The sequence below is a fragment of the Streptomyces inhibens genome (assembly GCF_003389455.1).
GTDB classification, from domain to species: domain Bacteria; phylum Actinomycetota; class Actinomycetes; order Streptomycetales; family Streptomycetaceae; genus Streptomyces; species Streptomyces inhibens.
Map to the genome: position 1 here is coordinate 14,055 of NZ_QUAC01000158.1, position 21,519 is coordinate 35,573.

Sequence of the window (21,519 nt, forward strand, 5' to 3'; positions counted from 1 at the left end):
TCTGCCGTTGGGGCAGAGCCTCACGCGCCGCCCTGCGCCGCGCCGTACAGCGTCCAGCCCCACAGGCCCCCGGCGACCAGGATCTGCAGCCAGCCGCTGATGAAGAACCGGCCGCGCAGCAGTGGCCACGCCGACAGCCCGGCCACGGCGCCCAGGATGATCAGCGTGAGCACCGTGCTCGTGCTGTCGAAATCGCTGTTCGCGGCGGTGTCGAAGAAGTGGTATCCGGCCTCGTTCATCACCGGGAGCAGCGTGACGAGCACGACGATCACGTCCAGCACGAGCAGACCGACCGCCGGCCCGAAGTCGGCGGCCGGCGCCCGTCCGCGCTCCCCGTTTTCCCCTCCGCGGTGCGGGGGTGTCGGCGGTGTGGGCCCGGTGGTCATGCGCTCAGCTTCCCTCCGCAGCGGTACGGGGTCCTGAGTATCTGTACTCAGGACCCCGTACCGGTGGTGTGTCGGTGCCGGCCGCCCGCAGACTCGGGGTCACCGGCCGGTCGAACGCACCGCACGGCCCGTCGGGGAAGCCTGCCGCCCGTCGCCGTCGGGCAGTTCGCCCGCTGCGGCCCCCGCCCGCATCCGCCGCCGTGCCGGCGCCCCGAGCAGGGCGAAGCACAGGCCCACCACGAGGAAGAGCAGCAGCGGTACGACCTGGCTGAGGGTGTACTGCAGCCGCTGGCCGGCGAAGGCCTCGGGCAGCGAGTCGGCGGCCGAGCCTCCGGTGCCGAACCAGCCGACGCCGAATCCGGGCCAGATCAGCACCACGACGGTGAAGGCGACAAGTCCGGTCGCAAGGAAGGTGATCAGCCGGGCACCGGCCCGGCCGCCCGGCACACGGTACGGGCGCGGGGTGTCCGGGTACTTGCGGCGCAGCACCAGCAGGCTCGGGAAGGTGACGACGTAGGAGATGAAGGTGGTGCTGATGGTCAGCCCGAGGCCGGCCGCGAAGTACTTCTCCCCGTCGCCGTCGGTCAGTTGGAGCGCGACGATCAGCAGTACGGAGGCGAGCACCGCGGAGAGCAGATTGACCCGGACCGGAGTGCCGTGGCGCTCGGAGAAGGTGCCCAGCCAGGCCGGGCCCGCGCCGTCCGCGCACGCCACGGCCTGGGCCCGGTGCGCGCCCATCGCCCAGGTGACGCCGCTGGTGAGCAGGCCGATGATCAGGCCCGCGGCGGCGATGCTGCCGAGGACGGCACCGAAGCCGGTGAGCGTGACCGTGCCGTCGGCCGCGATATGGCCGCCGTAGACGGTGAACACCGCCTTGCAGGCGTCGATGAAGCCGCCCAGGCTGCCGATCCGCTCGGCGGGAAGGACGAAGAGGATGCCGAGGATCGGGCCTCCGTAGAGCAGCAGCGAGGCCAGCCCGGAGCGGAGGATGGACAGCGGGATATCGCGCTTGGGGTTGGTCATCTCCTCAGCGGCGGTGCTGGGGAGTTCGAATCCGACATAGTTGAAGATCAGGACCGGTACGAGGGCGAGGAACCCGGCGTAGGTGGGGGCGAACTCACCGGCCGGCAGGGCGTGTACCCCGTGCCGGCCGGCGTAGACGACGACGGAGACGAGGAAGACGCCGAGCAGCACGATCCGGGCGACGGCGCCGGCGATGGGCACCCACTTGCCGACCCGTACGGACTGCACGACGGCCAGCGCTCCCGCCCAGATGAACGCCAGCCCGGCGGCGTACTTCCACAGGCCCGGCAGCGGGGTGAAGAACTGCTCCCAGGTGGTCAGGGCGATGATGCAGAGACTGCCGCCGAGCCACACGGGGTTGGAGAGCCAGTACAGGACCTGGTTGATGCCGGCGGTCAGCCGTCCGAAGGCGAGCCGGGTCCAGACGTACGGCCCGCCCTGGACGGGAAAGGTCGAGCCGAGTTCGGCGACGAGCAGCCCGTAGGGGAGGAAGAAGACCAGCGCCAGGACCGCCATCCAGGTCAGCCCCTGCGGCCCGGCGGCGGCCACCGAGCCGATGGTGTCCAGTCCGACCAGGGTGCAGATCAGGAAGAAGAAGACATCGAGCCTGCGCAGCTCCTTACGGAGCCGGGAGCGCTGTTCGCGCCATCCCGCGGACAGGTCGGGGGCGTTGGTTCCTGGGGACGGTGGTGCTGGGGTCACGGGCTCGACCTCCGTAAACTGACTGAACGAACAGTTAGTAAGAGCAGACTGTGCGGGGCGCCGCACGGCCCGGTCAAGAGGTCGTCACCAGGTTTCGCCGGCGGATCCGGCGACGGCGCTTCAGCCCTGGCGACCGGTTCTGAGTAGGGTGACGGAGTGGCGAGGGTACGGTTGAGCGTGGAGGAACGGCGCGAGGAACTGCTGCGCGCCGCCGTCGGACAGATCGAGCGGCGTGGTGTGGCGGCCCTGCGCGTATCCGATGTCGCCGCCGAACTCAAGGTGAGCAACGCGCTGGTGCTCTACCACTTCGCGACCAAGGAAAAGCTGGTCGCGGCGGCCTTCCAGTACGCGGCGGAGGCCGACCTGGCCCATCTCCAGTCGATTCTGGGCAGGCGCGGCAGCGCGCTGCGCCGGCTGCGTGCCGCCCTTCGCTGGTACTCCCCCACCGGGCAGGCCAAGGGCTGGAAGCTGTGGATCGAGGGCTGGGCCGCCTCGCTGCGGGAGCCCGTACTGCGCGAGGTGGCCCAGGACCTCGACCGGCAGTGGAAGGCGGCGCTCGCCGAGGTCATCGCACAGGGCGCGGCGGCGGGCGAATTCGACTGCGCCGACCCGGAGGGCGCGGCATGGCGGCTGACCGCGCTGCTCGACGGATTCGCGGTACAGACGATCACTTACGCGGGTGCGCTGCCCCGCCGCACCATGCAGACCTGGGTCGAGGACGCCCTCACCCGCGAACTCGGCCTCGATGCCGAGCAGGACGACTGACGGCCCCTGGGAACGAACCCGTTCGGCGCGCTCGGCCTCGCATTCCGCGATGCGCGCCTTGATACGAGGATCCCCTGCGAATTCGGGCGGGAGCCGAGTCGTCGCAGAGCTTGATGTGAAGTGCGCCGCGCACGGTTCTTCTCTCCTCGGCTGCGGTGCCGGTGGGTGGCGTCACTGCCGTGCCGTGCCGGCTTCGATCGGTCGGGTGCGCAGCAGTGCGCGGGTGGGCAGGCCGGTGGCGGCGAGGGCGAGGAGGACGGCTCCCGCGGCCAGTTGCAGTGCGGTGCCGGTGGGGATGTAGGGGGCGGCTCCGGTGAGGCCGCGGGCGATGGGGACGAGGGTGGTCCAGGCGATGGCGCTGCCGAGGAGGAGGCCGGATGCGGCGACGAGGAGCGCTTCCCAGCGCATCATGCCGCGCACTTGGCGGTGGGTGGTGCCGGAGAGGCGGAGCAGGCCGACTTCGCGGCGGCGGTCGAGGACGGTCATCACGAGGGTGTTGGCGGCCGCGATGGCGGCGAATCCGCCGAGGACAGCGGCCATGACGGTGTTGGCCCAGGAGCTGAGCTCCTGATTCCGGTCGGCTTGGACGCCGTATCCGGCCGCGTCGGTGACGGTGGCCTGCGGGGAGAGTGCGGCCAGCTGCCGGGCCACGGTCTTGGGGTCGGCGCCGGGGGCGGCGGAGACCAGGACCTGGCCGTCCAGGGCGGCGCTCACGTGCCGGGCGACGGCGGCGCGGGGCATCAGGACCTGTCCCACCCCGAGGCCGCGTTCGTACGTGGCGACCACGGTGGGCCGGACCTTGGTGCCGTCGCCCAGCCACAGGGGGACGCGGTCGCCGGTCTTCACGCCGAGGCTTTCGGCGAGCGAGGTGTCCAGCGCGACCGTGTCCCTGGAGGACCCGAGTGCGCTCAATGACCCGCTGTTCACGCCGAGATCGAGCACCTTGGGCAGTTTGGCCGGGTCACCGGAGATGCCCAGGACCGTCGTCGAGGACAGCTCGTTGCCGGACCGGTAGACGGCCCCCGTACGCAGCACTCCGGTCGCGGACTCCACTCCCGGTACCCGGGCTGCTCGTTCGGCGGTGGCTGCGGGCAGGCCGGGGCCGGTCGAGCCGAGCACATGGTCGGCGACGGCTGCGACCTTGACGTTCTGGGCGGAGGCGTGGCGGATGGTGCTCTGTATGAAGATCAGCGTTCCGCAGAAGGCGGTGACCATGACGATCGGGGTGATGGCGGAGGCCAGGCGGCGTGCTTGGGCGCGGGTGTTGTCGGCGGCCAAAGAGCCGGCGGCTCCGGCGGCGCTTGCCCGCAGGGGCAGGCCGAGGACGCTCGTGCACAGGCGGGCCAGCAGGGGGCCCAGCAGGGCGACGGCGAGCAGGAAGCACATGACCACGCCGAGGGCGGTGTTGGCGGCGTCGCTGCCGTTGAGTCGGGCGGCGAGACCGGCCAGGGCACCACCGCCGGCGAGGGCGGCCAGGCCCATCACGATCCGGGTCACGCCGGGCCGGGCGGGCTCCACGGCGGCTTCCCCGAGCGCCTGACTGGGGCGGAGCTTGGCGGGCCGGCGCGCGGCCACCCAGCCGGCCGTCAGCGCGGCCAGCACGCTGGTCCCCACCGCGGCCAGCATCGGCAACACACCGATGTCCAGGGACACTTGCCCGGGTACGGCACCGCGGTCGACGAGTTCGCCGAACCACCAGCGGGCCAGTGCCAGGCCCGGCAGCACCCCCAGGGCCGCAGCGGCGGGTGCGAGGATCACCGCCTCGGTGGCGATGGTGCGACGGATCTGCCCGGGGGTCGCGCCGACCGCGCGCAGCATGGCGAATTCGCGGGCACGCTGACCGATGGCCAGAGCGATCGTGCCGATGACGACGAAGATGGCGGTCATCGCGGCGATGCCGCCGAAGGAGCCGCCCAGCCCGATCAGGACCGTCCTGCCTTCGGCCAGAGCGGGCTCCTCGACGGCCCCGCGCGCGTCACCGGTGGCGACCTCGGCGCGGCCGTCCACGGCCTGGCGGACCTGCCCGGCCAGGGCGGAGGTGGTGATGCCGTCGCGCGGCTTGACGGCGATGGCGTCCACCGTCCCCGGGTGCCCGGAGAGCCGCTCGGCCACACCGTCCGCGAACCACACACTCGGGCCGTCGGCCTGCGCGGCGGCCAGCCCGGAGATCACGTAGTTCCCGCTTCCGCCCGGGGCGGCCAGCGAGACGCGGTCGCCCGGCGCAAGGTGGGCGGCGCGGGCGGCGGCCTCCTCCAGTACGACCTCCCCGGCCCTGGGTGCATGTCCCTCGGCCGGAGCGGAGGAGCCGGGAGCGGTGAGGGCGGCTGCTGAGAAGTTCCGTCCGGTCAGCACGGGCAGTGCGCCTGACTTCTTCTCCGCCTGTACGGGGAAGGACAGGTCCGGCACGGCCGCGGCCACTCCGGGGCGGGCGGCGATCCGTGCCGTCAGTGCGCTCTCGACGCGGCTGCGTTCCGGCAGAGCGCTCTGTTTCGACTCCGTTCCCTCGCTCCCCTGGTAACTGATCCGGGCGTAGGGATCACCGGAGACCACCACCGGGGAATCCGCATAGCGCACGGGCTCCACATGCGCGGTGATGCCGGTCTGCAGCAGGGCCCCGCAGGCGGTGATGATCGCCGCCCCCAGCAGCAGCGCAATAAAGCTGCCCACGAAGGACGCGGGCCGAAAGCGCACGGACGCCCGCGCAAGACCGTTCATCACGCCGCCACCCCGGCGAACCCGCCGGCCGCAGCGGTCAGTGCCATCATCCGGTCGGCCACCGACTGCGGATCAGGGCGCCACAGATTCCCCACCAGCGCCCCTTCGGCCAGGAAGAGCACCTGGTCCGCATGGGACGCAGCCACCGGGTCATGGGTGACCATGACGACCGTGGCACCCATCGCGTCGACCGCACGGCGCAGCAGACCCAGGACCTCCCCGGCGGACCGGGTGTCCAGGGCGCCGGTCGGCTCGTCCGCGAACACCACCTCCGGCTGTGTGATCAGCGCGCGGGCGATCGCCACCCGCTGCTGCTGCCCGCCCGACAACTGTCCCGGACGCCTGCTCCCGTGCTCTGCGAGCCCGACCTCGGCCAGCAGCTGCTGCGCCCGCCGCCGGTCCTGCCGCTCGCCCGCGAGCCGCTGTGGCAGCAGGACGTTCTGCAGCACGGTCAGGGAGGGCAGGAGGTTGAAGGACTGGAAGACGAACCCGATGCGCGAGCGCCGCAGCTTCGTCAGCCGGTTCTCGCTCAGTTGAGTGATCTCCTCCCCTCCGAGCAGCACCTGCCCCGAGGTCGGCCGGTCCAGACCGGCCGCACACTGCAAGAACGTGCTCTTCCCCGACCCCGACGGGCCCATCACCGCGGTGAAGCTGCCCCGGGCCAGCGCCAGGTCCACCCCGCTCAGCGCCCGGACGGCCGAGGCGCCCCGTCCATGAGCGCGCGTGACGGCGCGCAGCTCGATTGCAGGGGGCCCACCCCCATCCCGCTCGGTGTCCATGCGGTCGCGGCGCCAGGCCATCGTGTCCCTTTCTTCGCTGGTCAACTACCTTGTCGACACTAAGCGGGGGGCTATTTGCCGACCATGGAGTCAGCCGGGCTCTTCGAGGTGGGGGTAGCCCCCGGCTCCGCGGGTGGGGATATCCCCCGGCTCCGCGAGTGGGGGTATCCCGCACCGTTTTCCGCCCGGGGCGGCACCGGCGCCCTCGACCCCCGGATGCTCACAAGCAGGCATTGCGGAGCCCGCCAGGAGCCGGTAGGGCCGCCGATGCCGCACGGTCACCACGGAGCGCCGGCCGTCACTTCTTGCACAGGGCGGTGTCGAGGACGGCCTCGACATCGACGGGGCCCTGCTTGGTGGGCGGTCCTGCGTCGGCGGTGACGGCGACCGTGACGGCGCGGCCGTCATCGGTGACACCGGGGCGCGTGGCGTAGCCGTGGATGTCACCGCCATGCCCCCACATCAGGCCGCCACAGCTCAGCGGCGTGCTGCTCACACCCAGCCCGTACCGGACGCCGGGCCCCATACCGGCATTTTCGGGGACCTTGACGGTGGTGCGCAGCTGGGCGAGCTGCGCGGGCCGCAGCAGCTTGCCGTCGAACAGGGCGGCGAAGAAGCGGTTCAGGTCGCTCGGGGTGGAGATCACCTGCCCGGCGGCCCATCCCCAGGAGGGGTCCATCTCCGTGATGTTCTCCAGCGGCCCTCCGGGCTTCGCCGCGAAGTAGCCCTGGGGGTGGGCTTCCCGGATGCGCTCGTCGCCCACACCGGGGAAGTAGGTGTGGCGCAGCCCGATCCGGTCGATGACCCGCTTGGTGATCTGCTCGGCCAGCGGGCGGCTGGTGACCTTCTCGATGAGCAGGCCGGCCAGGACGTAGTTGGTGTTGCTGTACGACCAGCTGGTCCCGGGAGCGAACAGCGCCTTGTGCGCCAGCCCCACGTCGAGCAGGGTGCGGGGCTGGACGTAGGTGTGGCGGCCCTTGCCGGTCAAGTCCCCCAGGAAGTTGGTGTAGTTGGGCAGTCCACTGGTGTGCTGGAGCAGCTGACGTATCGTGATGCGGCGGCCATCGATGCCCTCGCCCCGCACCAGGTTCGGCAGATACCGCTCGATGGGGGCGTCGAGAGCGACCTTGCCTTCACCGACCAGTTGCAGGACGACCACGGCGGTGAACGTCTTGGTGTTGCTCCCCGCCCGCACCTGCCCGTCGACCGGCACCTTCGCCCCGGTCCTCAAGTCTGCGACGCCGGAAGTGTAGTTACGGGTGCGCCCGTCACGGCCGACGGTGGCAGCCAGAGCGGCGGGGTACTTGTCCTTGTGCACCAGGCGGTCCAGACCCTGCTGCACGACATCATCGGAGCCACGGGCCTGCGCCGCGGACGAGGGCAGTGTGCCGCCCACGGCCAGGGCGGCGGCCATCACCGCCGCCATCGCGATCCCCCGCCGCCGCCAGGACGACGAGACGCGAACACGCGGAACCTGATGAGAACGATCGAGCACGGGAACCCCTCCTTGTGCACCCTGCCGGTGCCTCGGAAATCCGGACCCGTTCAGCCTGCGCGCTCAAGATCCACTGAACCATCCGGACAGCGGGCCCTTGCAAAGTAGGGGTAACCCCCGGCCCTCGGGCGGCCGTTCACCCCCCAGCGGCCACGCGAGGACTAGGAAGCCAGAACGCGCGTGAGGGCGAGTACGGAGGCCAGGCCGCCGCCGAGCACAACGGTCGAGGCGGCGATGACCGGCGCTCGTACGGTCCATGCGCGCAGTTTCGGTGAGTTGGTGGCGCGGGTCAGTAGCGCGTCGCGTCCCCGGAGCACGGCGAGGCCGACGCCGGTCAGGGTCAGCGCCATCCCGAGTCCGAACGCCGCCACCATCAGCACCGCGGCGCCCACCCGGCCCGTGAGCAGTCCGCTGAGGAGGACGAGGAACGCTGACGGGGAGGGCAGCAGTCCGCCGGACGTGCCGAGGAGCGCGATGCCGCGCCAGGTGAGCAGGGATGTGCCGGGGAGGGGGTGGGGGTGGGGGTGGGAGTGGCTGTGATCGCGGCCGTGACTGTGGTGGTGACCGTGGCTGTGGCTGTGGCCACGGCCGTGCGTATGCCGTTGGTTGCTCAGATGCCGTCGTAGCAGCCCGAGCCCGACCGCGACCACGACCAGCGCGGCGATCAGTTGTAGCCAGCCGGTCAGTGCTGCGATGTCCGGTGCGTTGTCCGCGGCGAGCCACCATGCGACGGCGAGTGCGGCGACGGATGCGGTGTGCATCACGGCGACGATGACGCCGAGCCATACCGCGTCCCGTGCTCTCCCCCGGCCGCCTATGAGGAAGCCGGCTGCGAGCGTCTTCCCATGTCCGGGGGCGCAGGCGTGGAAGGCTCCCACCGCCGCCGCGACGAGGAGTGCCACGGGCAGTACGACGCGGTGTGCGAGCAGTCCGGACAGGTCTGTCGTCCAGACGCTGAACGGCCCCTGCGGCCCGGCCACCGCACCGGAGTTGCCACTGCCCGACGGGGCGAGCGTGAGCGTACGGGTCGGCTCTTTGGCCGTGTGCAGACCGCCGCTGCCCGACGGTGTGACGGAGATGGTGCGGTATTTCGGGTCGACGTCGTTGAGTGCGGTGATGGTCACGGCGAGCGTGGTCACCTGTCGGGGGCAGAGGTAGCGGAGGCGGGCGCCGTCCTGGACGAGGTGCGTGGTGTCTGCGTGATCCAGTGGGCAGGGCCGGCCGTCCTGGCTCAGCCGGATGTGCGAGCCGAGGTATCGCGCTTCGGACTCGTCGGCAGCGTGGGCTTCCTTGCGGAGTACGGCCAGGTCGTCCTTCGCGGCCGACCAGATGACCTCGACGGCCTTGCCGTGAGCCTTGATCCGGGCGGCGGGCGGCGTACCGAAGGGGTGTGCGTCCGCCGTGCCCGCGAGACCGAGCAGCGCCAGCGTCGTGAGTACGCCGACGAGGACGGGGCGGGCCGCCTTGGAGCAGACGCGGCTGAGGGTGTGCACAGTGGCGTTCCGATCAGGAGTGCCCCGCGGGTGCCTCCCTTGTCGGGGAGGCACCCGCAGGGCGGGAGAGATGTACCGGTCGGTTACCGATCAGCGCCTGGCCGCCAGCGCGTGGATCGTCCCGTCGTCGGTGAGGGCGAATACCCAGTCGCCGCTGAGGGACAGTGCCGAGGCCACTCCGCCGCCGAGGTTGTACTCGGCCAGCCGTTTGCCGGTGGCGCGGTCCAGGACGATCAGACGCCCGTCCCATGTGCCCGCGTACAGGCGGTCCTTGGTCACCACAGCATGCATCGCCGGGGAGCCCTTCCCTGCGCTGGTGCACCCCATGGCCACCCGCCACTTGTCGTCCAGGGGGCTCTCCCCGGGCAGATGGCCGACGGGGGTCTCCCACAGTGGCTTGCCCGGTTCGGCCGCGGTGGTGTCGTAGGCCCGGATGACTCCGTCACGGCTTGCGATGTAGGCGACGTTGCCCCAGATGGCGGGGCTGGTGAGCGGGGCGCGGCCGGGTTCGCAGGTGCTGTCACCGCCCACCGCGGAGTGCCACAGGACCGCGCCGGTCTTGAGGTCGTGCCCGCGGGCACCGCTCTGGGTCATCGTCACCAGCTGGGGGTCACCTTCGGCCGGGTCGGTGAGGGCCGGTGAGGAGTGGCTGTCGATGCCGCCGTCAGTGTTCTGGACCCATAGCTGGCTACAGCTTGCGAGGTCCATGGCGACCAGCGTGTTGCTGGAGTCCGTGTGCAGGTAGGCGGTGTTGGAGCCGGGCCGGCGGACGGCCGTGCTGTGGAACTGGCCCCAGTTGGTCGCTGCGTCGAAGCCGCCCAGCAGGTCACCGCTCTTGGCGTCACGGCACTGGATCTTGTTCCAGTCCTGGTAGACGGCGACGGTACGGTCCGTGCCGTTGACGTCGAAGACGCTGACGGGACCGCCGGCCCGGCCGTAGCGGCGCACGGTGTCGCCGTGCCGTTCCTCGTTCTCGATCGTCTGCCACACGACATGGCCGTCCCCGGCGTCGAGAGCGTAGATCCGGCCGACGGCGGTGGTCAGATAGACCTTCCCGTGGTGGAGGGTGGGCGCCGACTCGGCGTCGCCGTCCAGGTAGGTGCGCCAGATCTCGCGGCCGGAGGTGAGGTCGTAGGCGAGCATCATGCTGTACGGGGAGTCGAACGCCCGGGAGGAGACGATCACCCTGCCGTCGGCGATCACCGATCCATCGAGGTTGAACTGCTCACCGGTGCTCGCAGCCCAGCGCAGATCGAGAGCGCTGCCCGGGTTGTCCGCACTCGCGCCGCGTCCCGCTTCGTCTCGGCCCTGACGGGTCCAGTCCTGGCCGCTCTTCGGCTTCGTCAGCTCCTTGTCGGGCACGACCTTGAAGGGGTTCTTGAGGGTGGGCCATGCCGTGCCCTTGGTGTCGACGGCGGTCATCTGCGCCGTGTACGTTCCCGGCCGCAGTCCGCCGATCCGGTCGCTGACGCGGGTCCAGGAGATCCGGGCGTCGGGGCAGGGCTCCGGTTTGCCGCCGGGCGGCGTGTAACAGTTCTCTTTGCCCGTCCGGTCGTTGCGGGCGCCGAACTTCAGGCCGCTCTCGCGCCGTACCGTACGGCCTTGGCTGTCGCGGATGGTGAGGGTTGCGGTGGCCGGTGTGCGGCCGTCGTCCTCGGCGTACAGCTCGACGGGGATGGCGGCGCCGGCTGCGTGGACACTGCCTGGCGCGGGGCTGACCAGTGCCGCATCGTCATCGACGTCGAACTGCCGGTGGGTACCTCTCACATAGCCGGTGTCTTCGTTGCGCCGGGTGCGCGGGTTGTCGGTGATGTCCTTGAAGCTCAGGATCTTGTAGTCCGGGTGGGAGCCGTCGATGCCGTACGTGCCCTGGTTGTTGATCTCGACCGAGCGGTCGAAGGCGCCACGGCGGTACTCGGCCTGCTGGTTGTGGCCGGCGGCGAACATCCGCACGTCGTACTTCGCGAGTTCGTCGATGGTCGGCTGCATGCCGGCGCCCGGTCCCCACTGGGTGAACAGTGACCGGTGGGCGAAGAGGAGCACCTGCTTGCCGGCCGCGTGGCGCCTGAGGTCCTCTCGCAGCCACTCCAGTTGCGGCTTGAGGCCGCTTGCGTCGTAGTTGTCCTCAAGGACGACGATGTGACGGCCGTTGCGGTCGAAGCTGTACCACTCGGGACCGAGATTGCGGCGGTAGTACTCCATGCTGCCGCCGTAGCCCTGGGAGGTGGCGGTGCCGCCTACGTCGTGGTTACCGACCGTCGGATAGAAGGGCATACCGAGTTTTCCGTCGGTCAGGCCCTTGCGCAGGATGTCGTAGCCGGCCTGACGGCGCGGTTCCTGGGCGTAGTCGGTGACGGTCAGATCGCCGGTCGCGATGGCCATCGTCGCGCCGTCGACCTCGGACATCGCCTCGACCTGGCCGGTCCACTGCGGCAGCGTCCTGCGCGCCGCCTCGTCCGAGGTGTTGGACACCTCGACGTCGGAGTCCATCACCCACTTCTCGGTGGGGTTGGCGGCATTCCTGTCCGGCACGAGGGCGAAGTCGATGCCGGTATGCGGACCGTCGCCGTCGGGCACCGTGTGGAAGAACTGCGGGATGTAGTCCTTGCGCAAGGCAGGGGTATAGCCGTTGGGGGAAACCACGCTGACGAGGTCGGTCTCCCGTCGGCTCGGGTCCATCCGCAGGGTGTACGAGCCGTCGGCGCCGGTCGTCGTCCAGACCGCACCGTCGGTGACATCGACGCCGGGCAGGGGCGCCTCGCCCCCGTCCCGTACGCCATTGCGGTTGACGTCCTTGAAGACCGTGCCCTGGACGGACACCGGGTCGCTGTTCGCCGCAGCCGCGGCCGTCTCGTCGGCGGCAAACGAGGTACCGGCGGTGGCGTACGGCATCAGACCCGCCACGACAGCGGCACCGGCCGCAATCAGCTGTTTACGGCGCCGACGGGTGCTGCGCACCGACGGCTGCGACTGCCGCGGGTGCGGGTGCGGATTGGGCCGGTACTGCGAACGGCGCCGGAGCGCCCAGCGGAGTGCCAGCAGCGCCACGACGGCAAGGGCCGCGCCGAGCCCCGCGGTGCGCCACGGGAAGGCAGTGCTCGCGGGGCCCTCATGGGCGCCCCGGGCATCGACGACCGGGGCCGCCGCGGTCGCATCGACCGTATTGCCGTCGAACTCGACGACGGCCTGGGTCAGTCCGCCCTCCGTCAGCATCGAGGTCAGGTCGAGTTTGTCGACATGGCAACTCCACGCCAGCTCGACCACCACACCCCCGGGGACTCCACCGCTGTCGCCGGCGACACCGGAGCCGGTGGCCGGACAGGAGGCGGTCAGAAGGCGCGACGCCCAAGCGCCCGCCTTGTCGGGCGAGACCACGTCGCGGTGGACGATCAGCCTCCCGCTGGTGACGTTCTCCTTGGTGGATACGACGAGTTCGGCGTGGTGCGGCGACACATGCGCCGACGCGGGCTGCACACCGAAGCCCAGGACGAAGAACAGCAGCACAAGACCGGCTCTGGCTGCTGCGCGGATTGGTTTCATGCGCAGGAACGCTGTCGGCGCCACAAGGCCGGCAGCGAAACGCGCGGCGACAATTCCGCTTCACGACGCCTAACAGGTGCCTCACCGGCGGACACACGGCAAGCAGCGCAACACGCCCGCAAGAGTTGCCATGTCGCAGACAACCGTGCGGCGTTGCACAGCCTCTCCCTGGGTGACATTGCCCGGACGCCACGGAGGAGCAATGAACACAGCGAGAACACGCCACGGTGCCCTGGTGGGCGCGGCGTTGGCCGGGGCAGCGCTGGTCGTCTCAGCCGCCCCACCCGCCGCCGCGGTCGTCGGAGGAGACCGCGCCGACATCAAGAAGTACCCCTGGACAGTGGCCCTGACGTCGTCGGACGACGTGAAGCTTCCGGAGTGCGGGGGCACGCTCGTCGCGCCGAACAAGGTGCTGACCGCGTCCCACTGCGTGAATCCGGCCACCGTCGATCAGCTCCGCGTGGTCGCCGGCCGGGAGGATCTCCGGAAGACCGGCGAGGGCACGGTCCGCAAGGTCACGAAGGCGTGGATCCACCCCAAGGCCAACACCGAAGGGAACGGCGCCACTTACGCGCACGACCTCGCCGTCCTCACCCTCAACGCCCCCATGCCCTACCGCACTCTGCCTCTCGCCACTCCGGCGCAGCAGAAGCTGTACGAGGAGGGCACACCCAACAGGGTCCTGGGATGGGGGTCCACGACCGGCCGCGACGACGATGACCGCGTGCCGCCGTTGCAGACCGCACTGATCCCCAACCGTGGCGACGAGCAGTGCATCACCGCGTACGGCAGCCGTCGCTACCAGAAGCGCTACACGATGTGCCTGGGCTACCCGGCCGGCGGTGTCAACGCCTGCTACGGGGACAGCGGAGGACCGGTCGTCGTCAAGGGGCGGCTCGTCGGTGTCATCAGCGGCGGCGGCAGCTGCACCAACCGCCTCTACCCGGGCGTCGCCGTCAAGACCGCCTCCTACTACGCGCTCCTCCAGAGCCAGATAGCCGGATAGCTGGACAGCCAGGGAGAATCACGATGACTCGACGGCACACGTACGCGCGTATGCCCGCCCTCGCCTGTCTCATGGCGCTCGTTGCCATCGGCTTCGCCGTGCTGCCGGCCCCCGCCGCCCACGCCATCGTCGGCGGACGGAAAACGAGCACGGCGCAGGCACCATGGACGGTCGCGGTCAACCTGTGGCGGCAGACCGACACCTACCCGCGTTCGGGCCAGTTCTGCGGCGGCACGCTGGTCACCCGCACGAAGGTCGTCACCGCCGCCCACTGCGTGGTGACCGAAGCGCCCACCGATCTGGGCGTCCTCGCGGGCCGCACCGACCTGCGCCGCCATGACGGCACCCTGCGCAAGGTGACCAAGGTCTGGATCCACCCGCGGTTCGGCCGCCATCTGGAGAACGACGTCGCCGTCCTCACCCTCGATACGCCCATGCCCGCGAAGTACACGCCGCTGCCCATCGCCACCGCCGCCGACACCGGCTTGTACCGCCCGGGCACCGGCGCACGGGTCTACGGCTGGGGCTTGCTGGACTACGAGAACCGCGAGGCCAACAGCCTGCGATCGGCGAACCTGCGCATGCTCCCCGACAGGACGTGCCGGCGACTCAATCCCGGGGGCGACTTCGACCCCAGGATGCACGCCTGCGCCAACGATCCGGTCACCGGCGCCCACCACGCCGAGGGCGACAGCGGCGGTCCACTGGTCGCGGGCGGAAAGCTGATCGGGATCGTGAGCTGGCTGGCCAACAGCAACGCCACCACGCCCACGCCTGGCGTCTACACCCGCGTCTCGGCCTTCGCCCGCGAGATCGCCGGCCAGATCCGGCAATAGGCCTCTGAGGCACCGCAGGCACCGCAGGCACCTCAAGGATCAGAAACTCGGCGGGGTTTCGGCCCAGACGCAGACGGCCGGGACGTCACCGGGGTTGCTGTAGCGGTGCGGGGTGGCGGAGGGGAAGCTGACGCAGTCGCCGGGGCCCAGGCGGTAGGGGACGCCGTCGACCCAGTAGTCCAGTTCGCCGCTGAGCAGGACGCCGACCTCCTCGCCGGTGTGGCTGTGCGGCCGGTCCCCGGAGGAGGCTCCCGGGGCCACCTCCAGCAGCATCATCTCCAGCCTGCCGCCGTGCTCGGGGTTGAGGAGGGTGTAGGTGACCCCGTCCACACCTGCCCGGGTCAGCTCGACGCGCTGGTCGGGACGGGTCAGGACGCGCTGCTCGCGGTCGACGGCGTGCAGCAGCCGGCTGAGGGTGGTGCCGAGGGCGTTCACGATGGTGCGCAGCGTGTTGATCGTCGGGCTGTTCACGTCCCGCTCGACGTTGCTGAGATAGCTCCGGGACAGCCCGGTCTTCTCGGCGAGCTGTTCCAGGGTCAACCCCCGCGCCTGACGTTCGCGGCGCAGGTGCCGGCCGATTCCCTCGCCCGCTTCGGGTGCCGCGCCCTGAACGCCGTCCTTCGCCACGCGCCCTCACCTCTTTCCCCGTGTCGAGTAAACAGGACATCCCATCCACTATATCGTTTGCCCGAATGTCTCATATCCTCTACTGTCCGTCTTCTATAGAAGACGCCGACGCGGGCGTCCGCTCGTCGGGCGTACTGCCGAGAACTCCTTGAGGACAGATGGACTCCGCTCCCGCTTCCCCTGCCCACGACCAAGTCCGCGCGCTGCCCGAACTCCGCCTCCATCTGGGCGCGTTGGAGCACAATGTGCACCTCATGGCGGACTGGTGCCGCGCGCACCGCCTCGAACTGTGCCCCCACATCAAGACCACGATGACCCGCCCCGTGGTCGAGCGGCAGCTGACCGCCGGGGCATGGGGCGTGACGGTGGCCACCGCCCGCCAGGCCGACACCGCGCTGAGCTGGGGCGTACGCCGGATCCTCATCGCCAACCAGGTCGTGCACCCCGCCGACCTGGCGCTCCTGCGACAGCGCCTCGACGCCACACCTGACCTGGAGCTCTACTGCCTCGTCGACTCCGTGGCCGGGCTCCAGTACGCCCGTGCGGCCTTGAACGGCGCCGACAACCCCCTCCGGATGCTGGTCGACGTCGGCGTGCCGGGCGGCCGTACCGGAGTGCGCGGTGCCGAGGAGGCGTACGAGCTGGGGGCAGCCGTGGCGAAGACGGGAGACGGACTGCTGCTGGCCGGTGTCGCCGGGTATGAGGGGGTGCGGCCCAACCGCCGGGACGCCGCCACGCTCGCCGCGGTCGACGCCCACTGCCGTACGACGGCCGACGCCTTCGCCTCCCTCGCCCCGCTGTACCGGACCCCGCGGCCGGTCTTCAGCATGGGCGGCTCCGCCTTCCCCGACCGCGTCGCCGACACCGTGGCGGACCTCGCACGCCGGTTCCGCGACCTGCCCCTGGTGCCGGTGCTGCGCTCGGGCTGCTATGTCACCCACGACCACGGCACCTACGCACAGGTCTCACCCCTGCCCGGCCTGCGCCCGGCCCTCACCGTCCGGGCCGCCGTACTCTCCACCCCCGAGCCCGGCACCGCCGTCATCAACGCCGGGAAACGCGAACTCCCCTACGACGCCGGCCTGCCCGTCCTCCTTGCCGCATACACGGCGGCCGGCGCCCCGCGCCCCGCGGCACAGGCCACCGCGGCCCAGATCTACGACCACCACCTGGTCCTCACCGACACGCAGGGCCTGGATGTGGGCGACACCGTCGACCTCGGCATCTCCCACCCCTGCTCGGCCTTCGACCGCTGGCCCGACATCGCCGTCACCGACGACAGCGGAGACGTACGCGACGTATGGCACCCGCAGTTCCACCGGTAGCCACCCTGTACTGAGGGGTTCGCCGCCGGTTTTGCGCGGTGCCTCGGCGTCTCCCGTTCAAGAGGGGTCGGTGGGGACGGCGGCCAGCAGGTTGCGGACGACGGGCCCGGCGGAGCCACCGCCGGTGACCCCCTGCTCGACGACGCAGGCCACGGCGACGTTGCCGCGATGGGCGGCGAGCCAGCCGTTGTTGGGTTCTCCCTCCGCGACCTCGGCGGTGCCGGTCTTCGCGCCGACGCCGCCGGGCAGGTCGGACAGGACCCTCGCCGTGCCGTCGGTGACGGTGGCGCGCATCATCGCGCGCAGTTGTGTGACGACCTTCTGCGGGAGCGGGGTGGTGGTGGTCGTGTTCCTGTTCCCGCGGGTGATCGAGGGCTGGTGAAAGGTGCCGGAGACCGCGGTGGCGGTGACCGACGCCATGATCAGCGGGTTGGCCTGGACCCTGCCCTGCCCGATCATCGAGGCGGCCTTCTCGGTCTCGTCATGCGGCGCCGGCACCGACCCGTCGTACGAGGGGATGCCGACGTGCCACTCCTGGCCGACGCCGAAGTACATGCTGGCGACGGCACCCAGTTCCTGGTCACCGAGCTTGCCGCGCAGGCTGATGAACGCGGTGTTGCAGGACTCGGTGAAGTCCTTCAGGAAGGTGGCGTTGCGGTGTTCGGAGGTCTCCACGTTGTGGAACTCCTTCCCCACCGTGAGGTACTTGGGACAGTCCACGATGTCGGCGGGTGCGACGGCGCCCTTGAGCAGCAGGGCGCTGCTGGTGACGATCTTCCAGGTGGAGCCGGGTGCATAGGTACCGGAGACGGCGCGGTTGAAGCCGGACGACGGGGAGTTGGCCATGGCCAGGATCTCGCCGTTGTCGATCCGGAGCGCGACGAGCGAGGCGTTCTTGCCGTGGGCACCGGAGGCGAGGGCCTTCTCCGCGGCGGCCTGCCAGGTGGCATCGAGGGTCGTACGGACGGGCCGGTCGGACGGCTGGTCGGACGGCCGGCCGGTTTTCTTCCCGAAGGTGGCTTCCGTGCGCTCGACCTTTCCGGTGGCCCGGTCGACGAGCTGGATCGCACCGCGCGGGCCGGTGCCGCCCCTGCCGTCGTCGATCTGGGCCAGGACGGGGCTCAGGGAGGGGAACGTGTCGCCGGAGAGGGCCACCCCCTTCCGGTCGGTGACCTCGGGGGCGTCCGTGTCCTCGCGTTCGAGGTGGAACTTCTTGGCTCCGCTCAGACGCGGGTGGACCAGTGACAGCGTCCAGTCCACCTTCCAGCTGCCGTCACCCTGTTTGCGGAGCGGCAGTTTCGACGTGTACGTCCAGGTGCCCAGGTCGGTTATGGGCATCTTGGCGGTGAAGGGGACGCTGACAGTGTCGCCTTCGGCCTCCGTGGGCGCCGCCGCGGTGAGCGTCGGTTTGCCGATGTCGAGGCCGGCGGTGAAGTTGCGCAGCACGCCCTGCGCCGTAGCAGGTCTGGTGGTGCGGCCGGCCGCGTTCGGCAGGCGCCCGGCGGCCCAGTCGGCGAGGAACGCGCGCGCCTGGGCCAGGGCCGCGGGATCGGGGCCTGCGGCGCCACGGGCGAAGGGACCGAGACCGGCCGCGTACGTCCCGCCCACGGCGACCGCGCTCACCACGGCCACCGAGGTGACGGCCAAAACCATGGTGCGCGGCTTGCGACGGCGAGTGGTGGCGTACGCGGATTTCGGCATCGGGAGGTCCTTGTCTTGTCGGTCTTGTAGGTCTGGTCCGTCGGTCTTGTCGGTCGGTCTTGTCGGTCGGTCTTGTCGGTCGGTCTTGTAGGTCTGGTCCGTCGGTCTTGTCCGTCGGTCTTGTCGGTCGGTCTGATCCGTCGGTCTTGTCGCTGCTCAGAGGCGGAAGAAATCGAGGATCGTGCTGGTCGCGTTCAGTGCGGTGCTGGTGCGCCCGAAGCCCTTGGGCGGAGTGATGCGCGAGCCCGGCCAGGTGTGTCCCGCGTCGTGCATGACGAGGAGCTGAACGGTGGCTCCCGGGTTTTTGAGGCGCCACACGGTGCGGTCGTAGCCCGCTTCGGCCTCCGTGGCCGGTTTGCCCGCCCCGCCCGCGGCCGCGAACGCCCCGGCGCTGTCCCTGGCCGACATGGTCGGTGTGACCGGTTCTTCACCGGCGGGCGCGGGGGCGGGGCTGGGCATTCCGGCGAGCGGGCGCACCGGGTCGTCGGCCCCGTAAATGATCATGGCGGGCACCGGTCCGGTGGGCTTGACCGCGGCGGCTCCCGTGGGGAGCTCGCCGGACACCGCGGCCGCTCCCGCCAGCAGTTCGGGGTGCTGGGCCGCCACGCGCAGCGCCATCGAGCCGCCGTTGGAGAACCCGACGACGTAGACCCGCTCGGGATCGGCCCGCTCCTTGCGCACGAGTTCGTCGATCAGCGCCTTGGTGAACCGTACGTCGAGGTCCGGATCCGGCCGCTGCTCGGTGGCCCGGGTGCCGGCGCCCCACAGCTTGTCCAGTCCCTCGGGATAGGCGATCAGCATGCCGCGCGCCCTGGCGTCCTCGTCCAGGCGGCTCTGCTCGCGCAGATACGAGGCGGTGGAGCCGCGGCCGTGGAAGGCGATGATCAGGGGCCGGGGCTTGCTGCCGTTCGCGGCGGGCCGGTGCAGCTGGTACCCCCGCGTACGGCCGTCCACCCGCAGCTGCTTTTGGGGTTCGGCCGCTGCGGTCGGAGCCGCGGAGCCGCCGGCCGTGGCGGTGGGCGGCTCGGTTGTCGTACCGCAGCCGGCGAGTGCTAGGCCGAGCAGCAGCGCGTGGCACCAGGCACGCACGGTGCGGCCGCGGCGAGAGGGGGCGAAGGAATCCATGTCCTGAGGAGAGCAATGCCTCCCGGTATCTGTCCAAGATGCATATCGATCTCGAATCGATCAATTGTCGATATGATTGCTGTTCATGGACCTGGTTCGGCATCTGGAGTGCTTCGTGGCTGTTGCAGAACAGTCACACTTCGGCCGTGCCGCGGCTCATCTGGGCATGGCCCAGCCGCCGCTGTCGCAGCGCATCCAGCGGCTGGAGCGGGAGCTGGGCGTCCGGCTGTTCGAGCGCACCAGCCGACAGGTGACGATCACCGAGTCCGGGACGCTGCTGCTGGCGGAGGCCCGTGAACTGCTCGCCCGATCCGAGGCGTTCATGGCCACCGCGCGCCGCATACGGGACGGCGAGACCGGCTTGCTGCGCGCCGCCCTGTCACCCGATATCGCCGGCGAGACCGTAGCCGCGGTGCTGGCGGACTTTCCGCGGCGCCATGCCGGCCCGGAACTGGAGCTGCACGAGCTGTCCACCGCTCAGCAGCTCGCCCGGTTCGCCTCCCACGACCTGGACGTAGGGGTCATCCACCACCCCTGTGACGTCTCCGGTCTGGAACTGGGCCCGGTTCTGCGCCGCGAGTTGGGGGTGCTGCTGCCGCGCAGCGCCGCCGCGGCCGTGCTCGACGAGGTGCCGCTCGCGTCGCTCACCGGGTACGACCTGATCCTCTTCCCCCGGAACAGCGCTCCGGCGCTGTACGACGACCTGCTGACCACCTGCGCCCGCAACGGCTACACCCCCGCCGCCGTCCGGCACGGCCAGGGCGCCAGTTTCGTCCGCGGCCTGGTCCTGTCCGCCGGGGCCGTGGCCCTCGGCCCGTACGACGCCCAGCCCGCGGACGTCCGCGACCGGAACGCGGACGCCGGCTCCGGCGTCGTATGGCGTCCGCTCGCCGGTGCCCCACTGGCCTGGCGGCACTCCGTAGCCTGGCCGAAGGGCCGCGGCGACGCCGCCGTCAACGCCTTCGCCGAAGTGGCCACGCACGCGCTGCGGACGACCGCCGGCGCGCGGGGCGAGGCGCCCGCAGGGCCGCTGCACCTTCGCCCGGCATCGGAGTACTGGCTGTGACCGACACCGCCGCCCGCATTCACGCGGCCTTCGCCGAAGCCGGTGGCACCGGCTGGCTGCACGCCCTCGACATCGACTCCGGCGCGCAGATCGACGCCGGTGCGGACCAGCCGGTCTGCACCGCCAGCGTCCACAAACTCTGCCTGCTCGTCACACTCCACGAGCTGGCCGCTTCGGGGAGTCTGGACCTCGGCGAACAGATCGAGTGCCCGCCGGCCGGCCGCACCGCGGGCCCCACCGGGCTGGCCGCCATGCTCGACCCCGTCCGCATATCCGTGCGCGATGTCGCCTACCTGATGATGGCGGTGAGCGACAACGCCGCCGCCGACCTCCTGCTGCGGCACGTCGGCCTCGACGCCGTCAACCGCGCCATGACCCGCCTCGGCCTCACCCGCACGCACGCCGTCCACACCTTCGGCGAACTCTTCGCCACCATCCGGGAGGACGCCGGCCCCGGCGGCGCCCAGGCACTGACCGACCCGCACGTCATCACCCGGCTCAGGGCCCTCGACCCGGCCCGCACCAACCGCAGCACCCCGCGCGATATGACCCGCCTGCTCGGCGCCGTCTGGCGCGACGAAGCCTGCACCCCCGAGCACGGCGCCGCCATCCGTCGCATCCTCGGCCTGCAGGTCTGGCCGCACCGCATGGCTTCCGGCTTCCCCTTCGACGATGTCCACGTCGCGGGCAAGACCGGCACCCTGCCGACCGTACGCAACGAAGTCGGCGTCATCGAGTACCCCGACGGCGGCCGCTACGCCGTCGCCGTCTTCACCCGCACCGCCAACACCGCCGCCACCCTCCCCGCGGCCGACGCCGTCATCGGCACGGCCGCCCGCATCGCCGTCGACGCACTGCGCGCGTCCTAGGCGAGCTTGAAGGCGCTACGCGGCCGAGGCCCGCACGCCGGTGCCGGCCCGGCCCCGCCGGGAGAG

16 protein-coding genes are annotated in these 21,519 nt (G+C 71.0%); 6 read left to right on the forward strand and 10 right to left on the reverse strand.

The annotated features are described in order from the left end of the window. Positions 1-20: 20 nt before the first annotated feature. Positions 21-386 (reverse strand): DUF6234 family protein, encoded by a 366-nt coding sequence (locus DY245_RS20100; RefSeq protein WP_128508637.1) that lies wholly within the window; start codon positions 384-386, stop codon positions 21-23. Positions 387-485: 99 nt separating this feature from the next. Further along, complete coding sequence (locus DY245_RS20105) at positions 486-2,111, reverse strand: APC family permease (protein WP_244943152.1); 1,626 nt, start codon at positions 2,109-2,111, stop codon at positions 486-488. A gap of 156 nt (positions 2,112-2,267) precedes the next feature. Here DY245_RS20105 and DY245_RS20110 point away from each other — a divergent pair, with 156 nt between their 5' ends. Beyond that, positions 2,268-2,876 carry a TetR/AcrR family transcriptional regulator gene (locus DY245_RS20110; RefSeq protein ID WP_128508638.1) on the forward strand — a complete coding sequence of 203 codons (609 nt, stop codon included), beginning with the start codon at positions 2,268-2,270 and terminating at the stop codon, positions 2,874-2,876. Positions 2,877-3,047: 171 nt separating this feature from the next. Here the strand turns inward: DY245_RS20110 and DY245_RS20115 are convergent, their stop codons facing one another. The 5 genes from DY245_RS20115 to DY245_RS20135 all read right to left on the reverse strand — a co-directional run bounded on the left by DY245_RS20115 (position 3,048) and on the right by DY245_RS20135 (position 12,898). Continuing rightward, the gene (locus tag DY245_RS20115; protein WP_181923772.1) at positions 3,048-5,591 is read right to left on the reverse strand and encodes an ABC transporter permease; all 2,544 of its coding nucleotides are present in this window, start codon (positions 5,589-5,591) and stop codon (positions 3,048-3,050) included. After that, complete coding sequence (locus tag DY245_RS20120; protein ID WP_128508673.1) at positions 5,591-6,391, reverse strand: ABC transporter ATP-binding protein; 801 nt, start codon at positions 6,389-6,391, stop codon at positions 5,591-5,593. The genes DY245_RS20115 and DY245_RS20120 overlap by 1 nt, the downstream gene beginning before the upstream one ends. Positions 6,392-6,668: 277 nt before the next feature. Next, a complete protein-coding gene (locus tag DY245_RS20125; protein WP_128508674.1) occupies positions 6,669-7,796 on the reverse strand; it encodes a serine hydrolase domain-containing protein in 1,128 nt (375 codons plus the stop codon). Between the two features lie 230 nt (positions 7,797-8,026). After that, positions 8,027-9,358 (reverse strand): HoxN/HupN/NixA family nickel/cobalt transporter, encoded by a 1,332-nt coding sequence (locus tag DY245_RS20130; protein WP_128508640.1) that lies wholly within the window; start codon positions 9,356-9,358, stop codon positions 8,027-8,029. Positions 9,359-9,448: 90 nt separating this feature from the next. After that, the gene (locus DY245_RS20135) at positions 9,449-12,898 is read right to left on the reverse strand and encodes an outer membrane protein assembly factor BamB family protein (protein WP_244943153.1); all 3,450 of its coding nucleotides are present in this window, start codon (positions 12,896-12,898) and stop codon (positions 9,449-9,451) included. A 202-nt stretch (positions 12,899-13,100) separates the two neighbouring features. On the opposite strand from DY245_RS20135, the gene DY245_RS20140 reads away from it, so the two are divergent. Then, entirely contained in the window at positions 13,101-13,904 is an 804-nt protein-coding gene (locus tag DY245_RS20140) for a S1 family peptidase (protein WP_181923773.1), read from the forward strand. A gap of 23 nt (positions 13,905-13,927) precedes the next feature. Then, positions 13,928-14,740: a S1 family peptidase gene (locus DY245_RS20145; protein ID WP_128508642.1), complete on the forward strand. Its 813-nt coding sequence runs from the start codon at positions 13,928-13,930 to the stop codon at positions 14,738-14,740. A 39-nt stretch (positions 14,741-14,779) separates the two neighbouring features. Here the strand turns inward: DY245_RS20145 and DY245_RS20150 are convergent, their stop codons facing one another. Beyond that, on the reverse strand, positions 14,780-15,367 hold the full coding sequence (locus DY245_RS20150) for a cupin domain-containing protein (protein WP_128508643.1): 588 nt from the start codon (positions 15,365-15,367) through the stop codon (positions 14,780-14,782). Between the two features lie 158 nt (positions 15,368-15,525). Between DY245_RS20150 and DY245_RS20155 the strand changes: the two genes are divergently transcribed. Then, on the forward strand, positions 15,526-16,692 hold the full coding sequence (locus DY245_RS20155; RefSeq protein ID WP_128508644.1) for an alanine racemase: 1,167 nt from the start codon (positions 15,526-15,528) through the stop codon (positions 16,690-16,692). A gap of 57 nt (positions 16,693-16,749) precedes the next feature. Here DY245_RS20155 and DY245_RS20160 read toward each other — a convergent pair whose 3' ends face one another. Beyond that, a complete protein-coding gene (locus DY245_RS20160; RefSeq protein ID WP_128508645.1) occupies positions 16,750-18,393 on the reverse strand; it encodes a penicillin-binding transpeptidase domain-containing protein in 1,644 nt (547 codons plus the stop codon). 156 nt (positions 18,394-18,549) lie between these two features. Then, the gene (locus tag DY245_RS20165; RefSeq protein ID WP_128508646.1) at positions 18,550-19,518 is read right to left on the reverse strand and encodes a CE1 family esterase; all 969 of its coding nucleotides are present in this window, start codon (positions 19,516-19,518) and stop codon (positions 18,550-18,552) included. Between the two features lie 85 nt (positions 19,519-19,603). Between DY245_RS20165 and DY245_RS20170 the strand changes: the two genes are divergently transcribed. Together DY245_RS20170 and DY245_RS20175 are read left to right on the forward strand one after the other, a co-directional pair. After that, complete coding sequence (locus DY245_RS20170; RefSeq protein WP_128508647.1) at positions 19,604-20,584, forward strand: LysR family transcriptional regulator; 981 nt, start codon at positions 19,604-19,606, stop codon at positions 20,582-20,584. After that, positions 20,575-21,453: a serine hydrolase gene (locus DY245_RS20175; RefSeq protein WP_128508676.1), complete on the forward strand. Its 879-nt coding sequence runs from the start codon at positions 20,575-20,577 to the stop codon at positions 21,451-21,453. The genes DY245_RS20170 and DY245_RS20175 overlap by 10 nt, the downstream gene beginning before the upstream one ends. Positions 21,454-21,519 lie beyond the last annotated feature (66 nt).

Bases quoted from the DNA above. Each gene is read 5' to 3' on its own strand.
- DY245_RS20160 (WP_128508645.1), bottom strand. From the start codon at position 18,393: ATGCCGAAATCCGCGTACGCCACCACTCGCCGTCGCAAGCCGCGCACC.
- DY245_RS20155 (WP_128508644.1), top strand. From the start codon at position 15,526: ATGGACTCCGCTCCCGCTTCCCCTGCCCACGACCAAGTCCGCGCGCTG.
- DY245_RS20170 (WP_128508647.1), top strand. From the start codon at position 19,604: ATGGACCTGGTTCGGCATCTGGAGTGCTTCGTGGCTGTTGCAGAACAG.
- DY245_RS20165 (WP_128508646.1), bottom strand. From the start codon at position 19,518: ATGGATTCCTTCGCCCCCTCTCGCCGCGGCCGCACCGTGCGTGCCTGG.
- DY245_RS20140 (WP_181923773.1), top strand. From the start codon at position 13,101: ATGAACACAGCGAGAACACGCCACGGTGCCCTGGTGGGCGCGGCGTTG.
- DY245_RS20120 (WP_128508673.1), bottom strand. From the start codon at position 6,391: ATGGCCTGGCGCCGCGACCGCATGGACACCGAGCGGGATGGGGGTGGG.
- DY245_RS20115 (WP_181923772.1), bottom strand. From the start codon at position 5,591: ATGAACGGTCTTGCGCGGGCGTCCGTGCGCTTTCGGCCCGCGTCCTTC.
- DY245_RS20145 (WP_128508642.1), top strand. From the start codon at position 13,928: ATGACTCGACGGCACACGTACGCGCGTATGCCCGCCCTCGCCTGTCTC.
- DY245_RS20100 (WP_128508637.1), bottom strand. From the start codon at position 386: ATGACCACCGGGCCCACACCGCCGACACCCCCGCACCGCGGAGGGGAA.
- DY245_RS20135 (WP_244943153.1), bottom strand. From the start codon at position 12,898: ATGAAACCAATCCGCGCAGCAGCCAGAGCCGGTCTTGTGCTGCTGTTC.
- DY245_RS20125 (WP_128508674.1), bottom strand. From the start codon at position 7,796: ATGGCGGCGGTGATGGCCGCCGCCCTGGCCGTGGGCGGCACACTGCCC.